Source organism: Mycobacterium sp., assembly GCF_032162105.1.
Taxonomy (GTDB): Bacteria; Actinomycetota; Actinomycetes; order Mycobacteriales; family Mycobacteriaceae; genus Mycobacterium.
Genome location: NZ_JAVRPS010000677.1, coordinates 1 through 7,181, shown reverse-complemented (window position 1 = coordinate 7,181; position 7,181 = coordinate 1). Strand labels below are relative to the sequence as shown.

The 7,181-nt window shown below is 67.7% G+C and carries 5 protein-coding genes; 3 read left to right on the top strand and 2 right to left on the bottom strand.

The window, feature by feature from the left end:
- The 3 genes from QOC69_RS34125 to treZ form a co-directional block, all read left to right on the top strand.
- Positions 1 to 1,260 (top strand): glycogen debranching protein (locus QOC69_RS34125; protein ID WP_526446944.1); only part of this gene is annotated, 1,260 nt, incomplete at its 5' end.
- Positions 1,261 to 1,277: 17 nt separating this feature from the next.
- The gene (treY, locus tag QOC69_RS34120; RefSeq protein ID WP_526446942.1) at positions 1,278 to 3,527 is read left to right on the top strand and encodes a malto-oligosyltrehalose synthase; all 2,250 of its coding nucleotides are present in this window, start codon (positions 1,278 to 1,280) and stop codon (positions 3,525 to 3,527) included.
- On the top strand, positions 3,520 to 5,253 hold the full coding sequence (gene treZ / locus QOC69_RS34115; RefSeq protein WP_526446940.1) for a malto-oligosyltrehalose trehalohydrolase: 1,734 nt from the start codon (positions 3,520 to 3,522) through the stop codon (positions 5,251 to 5,253). Before treY ends, treZ begins: the two co-directional genes overlap by 8 nt.
- Positions 5,254 to 5,265: 12 nt before the next feature.
- Here the strand turns inward: treZ and QOC69_RS34110 are convergent, their stop codons facing one another.
- Both QOC69_RS34110 and ilvA read right to left on the bottom strand, forming a co-directional pair.
- A complete protein-coding gene (locus QOC69_RS34110) occupies positions 5,266 to 6,162 on the bottom strand; it encodes a tetratricopeptide repeat protein (RefSeq protein WP_526446938.1) in 897 nt (298 codons plus the stop codon).
- A gap of 37 nt (positions 6,163 to 6,199) precedes the next feature.
- Positions 6,200 to 7,181 (bottom strand): threonine ammonia-lyase (gene ilvA, locus QOC69_RS34105; protein ID WP_526446936.1); only part of this gene is annotated, 982 nt, incomplete at its 5' end.

Below are 7,181 nucleotides of genomic sequence, written 5' to 3'. Positions count from 1 at the left end.
TTCCGCGGGATCGACAACGCCGGTTACTACCGACTGCTCGATGGAGACCTCAAGCTCTACAAGGACTTCACCGGCACGGGCAACAGCTTGAACGTGCGTCACCCCCACTCGCTGCAGCTCATCATGGACTCACTGCGGTACTGGGTGCTCGAGATGCACGTCGACGGGTTCCGCTTCGACCTGGCGTCCACGCTGGCCCGTGAGTTGCACGACGTCGACCGATTGAGCGCGTTCTTCGACCTGGTGCAGCAGGACCCCGTGGTCAGCCAGGTCAAGCTGATCGCCGAACCGTGGGACATCGGCGAGGGCGGCTATCAGGTCGGCAACTTCCCTGGTTTGTGGACCGAGTGGAACGGGAAGTACCGCGACACCGTGCGTGACTACTGGCGGGGTGAACCCGCAACCCTTGGTGAATTCGCGTCCCGTCTGACCGGCTCGTCCGACCTCTACGAGGCGACGGGCCGTCGGCCGGGCGCCAGCATCAACTTCGTCACGTGCCACGACGGCTTCACGCTGAACGACCTGGTGTCCTACAACGAGAAGCACAACGACGCCAACGGCGAGGACAACCGCGACGGCGAGAGCCACAACCGATCGTGGAACTGCGGTGTGGAGGGTCCCACCGACGATCCGGAGATCCTGACCTTGCGCGCCCGCCAGATGCGCAACGTCCTTGCCACCCTGGTACTGTCCCAGGGCACGCCGATGATCAGCCACGGCGACGAGGTCGGCCGCACCCAGCGCGGCAACAACAACGTCTACTGCCAGGACTCCGAACTGTCCTGGATGGACTGGTCGTTGGCCGAGAAGAACGGCGACCTGGTCGAGTTCACGCGCAAGGCCATCGAGCTGCGCAAGAAACACCCCGTGTTCCGCAGGCGCCGCTTCTTCGCGGGCAAGCCGATTCGCACCGGTGAGCAGGTCCGCGACATCGCCTGGCTCACCCCCGCAGGCGAGGAGATGACGCCAGAGGACTGGGGCAGAGCGCTGGACAAGTGCGTGGCGGTGTTCCTCAACGGCTTGGCCATCCCCGAGCCCGACGCACGCGGTGAGCGGGTGGCCGACGACTCGTTCCTGCTGTGCTTCAACGCCCACAGCAAGACCATCGACTTCGTCACCCCGGCAGGCGATTACGCCCGAGAGTGGACAGCGGTGCTGGACACCGCCAACCCCACCGGAGACACCGACCTGGTGATCAGTGCCGACGAGAAGATCACCGTGCAGGGCCGTTCGGTGCTCGTGCTCAAGAAGTCAGCCTAGAGAGCATCTGCATGCCCATGGCACTCCCGGTCGTGTCCACGTACCGGTTGCAGATGCGCGGCGACCAGTTCACCTTCGCCGACGCGGAGAACCTGCTCGACTACCTCGACGATCTCGGGGTCAGTCACCTGTACCTGTCGCCGATCCTGACCGCCGCCGAGGGGTCGACGCACGGCTACGACGTCACCGATCCGACGACGGTGTCGGCCGCACTTGGCGGACCGGAGGGGTTGGCGCGCTTGTCGTCTGCCGCCCGTGTCCGCGGCATGGGGCTGGTCGTCGACATCGTCCCCAACCACGTCGGCGTCGAACATCCCGAGCAGAACAAGTGGTGGTTCGACGTGCTGGCGCACGGCCGCGAGTCGCCGTTCTCCTCGTTCTTCGACATCGACTGGGCGCTGGATCCCGAAGGTCGAATCGTGTTGCCGGTCCTCGGTTCCGACGACGACGTGGCCGACCTGGTCGTCGACGGAGACGTGCTGCGGCTAGGCGATCTCGCCTACCCCATCGCGCCGGGTACCGGCACGGGCACCGGCGCCGAGGTGCATGACCGGCAGCACTACCGCCTGATCAGCTGGCGGCGCAACGTGTGCGGCTACCGGCGGTTCTTCTCCATCACCTCACTGGCCGCCCTGCGCCAGGAGGACCGGGCTGTTTTCGACGCCACTCATGTGGAGGTGAAACGCTGGTTCGACGAGGGACTGGTGGACGGGCTTCGCATCGACCATCCCGACGGATTATCCGACCCGGGCGGCTATCTGGCGTGGCTGCGCGAGCTCACGGGCCCCGATGCGTGGATAGTGATCGAGAAGATCCTGGCCGTCGACGAGGCGCTCGAACCAACGCTGCCGGTTGCCGGAACCACCGGGTACGACGCGCTGCGTGAGATCGGCGGCGTCTTCGTCGATCCGACGGGTGCACTGACCCGAGGTGAGCCGCCCGACAGTGCCGCGCGGCTGAAGCTGGCCGCCGCCACCGAAACACTGGGCAGTGAGCTGGCCCGACTGAACCGCGCCATCGTCACGGCGGTGGGAACCGACGATCCCAGGCTCACCGATGCCGCCGCCGCTCTCCTCACCCACCTTGACGTCTACCGCTCCGACTACCGCAGTCTCTCCGCACTGATGACCACCGCGCTCGCCGAGACCGCACTCACCACACCGGAGTTAGCCCGACCGCTTCGGTTGATCTCGGCCGCCCTCCAGCACGCCGAGCCCGCGACGCGACTCCAGCAGCTGTGCGGGGCGGTCACCGCCAAAGCGGTGGAGGACTGTCTCTTCTACCGGGACACGCGGTTAGTTGCGCTCAACGAGGTCGGCGGCCAACCCGACCGGTTCGGGGTCGACCCCGCCGAGTTCCACCATGCCGCCGCGGTCCGCGCCCGGCTGTGGCCGCAGGCGATGGTCACGTTGTCGACTCACGACACGAAGCGAAGCGAGGACGTGCGCGCCCGCATCGGGGTGCTATCGCAGGTGCCTGCCCTGTGGAACGAGCTGACGGGCAGGTGGGCGCTGGCGACGCCGTCGCCCGATGCGTCAACCGGACTGTTCCTGTTGCAGAACGCGTTCGGCGTATGGCCTGCCGACGGAATCGTCACCGATCAGTTGAGGGAACGGCTGCACAACTACGCCGAGAAGGCAATGCGGGAAGCGGCGGTACACACCAGCTGGCATCAGCCGAACGAAGAATTCGAGGCGGCCGTCCACCGATGGCTCGACGACGTCGTCGACGGCCCGGTCGGAGTCGAACTCACCGGACTCGTCAAGCAACTGGTCGGCGACGGCTGGTGTGACGCGCTCGGCCAGAAGCTGCTGGCGCTCACCGTCCCCGGCGTTCCAGACGTGTACCAGGGCACCGAGTTGCTCGATGACAGCCTCGTCGATCCCGACAACCGCAGGCCCGTGGACTATGCGCGGCGGCGGGAAGCGCTCTCGTCCCTGCGCGACGCGAAGATGGGCGTCGTCGCCGCAGCACTGCGCCTGCGCAGAAAGCGACCCGACACCTTTCTGTCCGGTGGCTATACGCCGGTCCTCGCCGAGGGCGCGGGCGCCGAGCATCTCGTCGCATTCCTGCGCGGGGACGACGTGCTCGTCGCTGTCAGCCGCTACACCGTTCGGCTGAGCCAAACCGATTGGGGCCATACGTTTCTGACGTTCCCGAACGGACACTGGACCGATGCCATCACAGGTCGCCGGTATAGCGGCCGACTCGACGTATCCGAGCTGTTCAACTTAACGCCGGTGGTGCTGTTGGAGCGCGATGACTGAGCACGAGTTCGCGGTGTGGGCGCCCATCCCCGACCGCGTCCGTCTCGACGTGGACGGCACGCTATATCCGATGGCCCGGTCCGACGACGGTTGGTGGCGCGCTGACGTCGACGCGCGACCCGATGCGCGGTACGGCTTCGTCCTCGACGACGACCCGACGGTGCTGCCGGATCCCCGCTCCCCCCGCCAGCCCGACGGCGTGCACGAACACTCGCAGCTGTGGGATGCCTCGGCGGCGACGTGGACGGACGCCGCCTGGCATGGCCGGTCCATCGAGGGTGCGGTGCTCTACGAGCTGCACGTGGGGACCTTCACTGCGGCAGGCACGTTCGACTCCGCGATCGACCAGCTCGACTACCTGGTCGATCTCGGCGTGGACTTCGTCGAACTCATGCCGGTCAACGCGTTCGGCGGCACGCACGGCTGGGGCTACGACGGCGTGCTCTGGTACGCCGTGCACGAGCCATACGGCGGGCCGGACGGCTTGGTGCGCTTCGTGGACGCCTGCCACGACCGCGGGCTCGGCGTGTTGCTCGATGCGGTGTTCAACCACCTCGGCCCGTCGGGAAACTACTTGCCTCGGTTCGGGCCGTACATGTCCTCGGGCAGCAACCCCTGGGGTGAGTCGATCAACATCGCCGAAGCCGGTTCCGACGAGGTGCGCACCTACGTCATCGAGTGCGCGCTGCGCTGGATGCGCGACTTCCACGCCGACGGGCTGCGCCTCGATGCGGTGCACGCTCTGGTCGACACCACCGCCGTGCACATCCTGGAGGAACTGTCGGGCGAAACCGACTCGCTGGCAGCCCGATTGGACAGGCCGCTGTCGTTGATCGCCGAGAGCGACCGCAACGATCCTCGGTTCATCACGCCGCGCGACCGCGGCGGTTTGGGCCTGACCGCGCAATGGGACGACGACATCCACCATGCCATCCACACCGCCGTCTCCGGCGAACGCCAGGGGTACTACTCGGATTTCGGCTCACTGGACGTGCTGGCGACCACGCTGAAGCACGGGTACTTCCACGCAGGCACCTATTCCTCGTTCCGGCACCGACGGCACGGCCGCCCCCTTGACACCGCGACCATCCCGGCCACCCGACTACTGGCCTACACCCTGACCCACGACCAGGTGGGCAACCGCGCCATCGGCGACCGGCCGTCGCAGAACCTGGACTTCGGACAGCTCGCCGTGAAGGCCGCGCTGGTGCTCGGATCTCCCTACACCGCAATGCTCTTCATGGGCGAGGAGTGGGGCGCGTCGAGCCCGTTCCAGTTCTTCAGCAGCCACCCCGAGCCGGAGCTCGCCCGGGCCACCGCCGAGGGGCGCAAGGCCGAGTTCGCCGAGCACGGCTGGGACGCCGACGAGGTGCCCGACCCGCAGGACCCGCTGACCTTCGAGCGCTCCAAGCTGGCGTGGGACGAGATCGACGCAGGCGAGCACGCGCGGCTACGCGAGGTCTACCGCGGCCTGATCGCGTTGCGGCGCGACGAGCCGGACTTCGCCGACCCGTGGCTGGACCACCTTGGCGTGGACTACGACGAGGACCAGCGCTGGATCGTGTTGCGGCGCGGGGCCTTCGCCGTTGCCTGCAATCTCGGCACGGAGCCGGTTTCGGTGCCCGTCAGCGGCGAGGTCGCGTTGGCCTCCGACGAGCCGGCCGTCGGCGCGGAATCTACGCGGCTGGGCGGCCATTCGTTCGCGATCCTGCGCGTCGGGAAATGACCGGCTCACCGATCACTTGCGCCGCAACCGCGACTTCGTCGCGTCGATACGCCAGCGCACCAGGTTGACCTTCGCCCTGAGGTGGCCGCCGTCGGCGGCACGCTCATACCAGCGCCGGGCGGCGTCCAGATCCGGCGGATCCATCTGCATGTGGTGTAGCCACCCGAGGTTGTTCATCGCGCCGTGGTTTCCGGCGTCGGCCGCGCGCTCGTACCACTGCCGCGCCGCGTCCAGATCCGGCGGATCCGTCCAGTGCGAATAGAACAGGCCGAGGCTGTTCATCGCCTTGCTCTCCCCCGCCTCGGCGGCACGCTCCCACCAGCTCCGCGCCGTTTCGTCATCCGGCGGATCCATGAACGCGTGGTGCAGCACCCCGAGGTTGTGCATGGCGTCGCTGTGGCCGGCGTCGGCCGCACGCTCCCACCACTGTCGCGTCGCCTCCGGATCGGCCGGGCTGATCAACTCCTGGTACAGGTACGCGAGTCGGAGCATGGCGTCGACGTTCCCGGCGTCGGCGGCACGCTCATACCACCCGCGCGCCGCGTCGAGTTCCCGCGGCCTCGTCAACTCCTCGTGAATCCAACCGAGCTCGAGCATGGCTTCGCTGCGCCCGGCGTCGGCGGCTCGCTCACACCAACGACGCGCCGCGTCCAGCTCGGGCGGATCCATCCGCTCCGCGTAGACGAACCCGAGGTTGACCATGGCGTCGACGTTCCCGGCCTCGGCGGCACGCAAATACCAACGACACGCCTCATCCAGCTCGGGCGGATCCATCCAGTCCGAATGCAGAACACCGAGGGCGAACTCGGCCTCGCTGTCTCCGGCATCGGTCGCCTCTTCGTACTGGCAGCGCAGCTCCTCGAGATCGGGTTGGTCCGTCTCGGAATCCGGACGCTCAAGATCGTCCATGGTTGAACCCTACGGTCGAGCCGGAACCCAGACCGGCTCAGGTCAAGTAGCGATACGCCGGTGAACCCGGCTCCAGGGCCTCGACGTGGATGTCGGAGGCTCGCATCCGCTCCAGTAGGCCGTCGAAGTCGGCGGCCGAGCCGAGTTCGACGCCGACCAGTGCCTCGCCGGTCTCGCGGTTGTTGCGCTTGACGTACTCGAAGAGCGTGACGTCGTCGTTCGGGCCGAGCACCTCGTCGAGGAAGCGGCGCAGCGCACCGGGCTCCTGTGGGAAGTCCACCAGGAAGTAGTGCTTGAGCCCGAGGTGCACCAGTGAGCGCTCGAGCACCTCGTTGTAGCGCGAGACGTCGTTGTTGCCGCCCGAGATCAGGCACACCACCGTCGACCCCGGCGCGACGTCGGCTTCGAGGAGCGCGGCCACCGACAGGGCACCGGCGGGCTCGGCGATGATGCCCTCGTTCTGGTACAGGTCGAGCATCGCCGAGCACACCGCACCCTCGTCGACGGTGGTGATCGACACCATGTCACCGGCGGCGGCCAACACGGCGTACGGCAGCGCGCCCGCCTGCGCCACCGCCGCGCCGTCGACGAACTGATCGACGTGGTCGAGTGTCACTGGCTCGCCGTTGGCCAGTGCGGCGACCATCGCGGCCGCACCCGCGGGTTCCACCCCGAGCACCGCGGTGTTGGTGGTGCGCTCTGCGAGGTAGGTGGTGATGCCGCTGATGCACCCGCCGCCGCCGACCGGGACGACCACGAGGTCGGGCTCGACGTCGAGCTGAGCGAGGATTTCGACGGCGATGGTGCCCTGGCCGGCCATGGTGCGCAGGTCGTCGTAGGGCGGCACCAGGGTGGCACCGGTGCGGGCGACGTCGTCGAGCGCCGCGGCGGCGGCCACGTCGTAGGTCTTGCCACCGACGATGAGCTCGATGAACTCGCGACCGTGGTAGCGGATGCGGTCGCGCTTCTGCTTCGGCGTCTTGGCCGGTACGTAGACCCGGCCGTGAATGCCCATCGAC

Excerpts from the sequence above, each read along its gene's own strand:
- treZ (WP_526446940.1), top strand. The coding sequence starts at position 3,520 with ATGACTGAGCACGAGTTCGCGGTGTGGGCGCCCATCCCCGACCGCGTC.
- QOC69_RS34110 (WP_526446938.1), bottom strand. The coding sequence starts at position 6,162 with ATGGACGATCTTGAGCGTCCGGATTCCGAGACGGACCAACCCGATCTC.
- treY (WP_526446942.1), top strand. The coding sequence starts at position 1,278 with ATGGCACTCCCGGTCGTGTCCACGTACCGGTTGCAGATGCGCGGCGAC.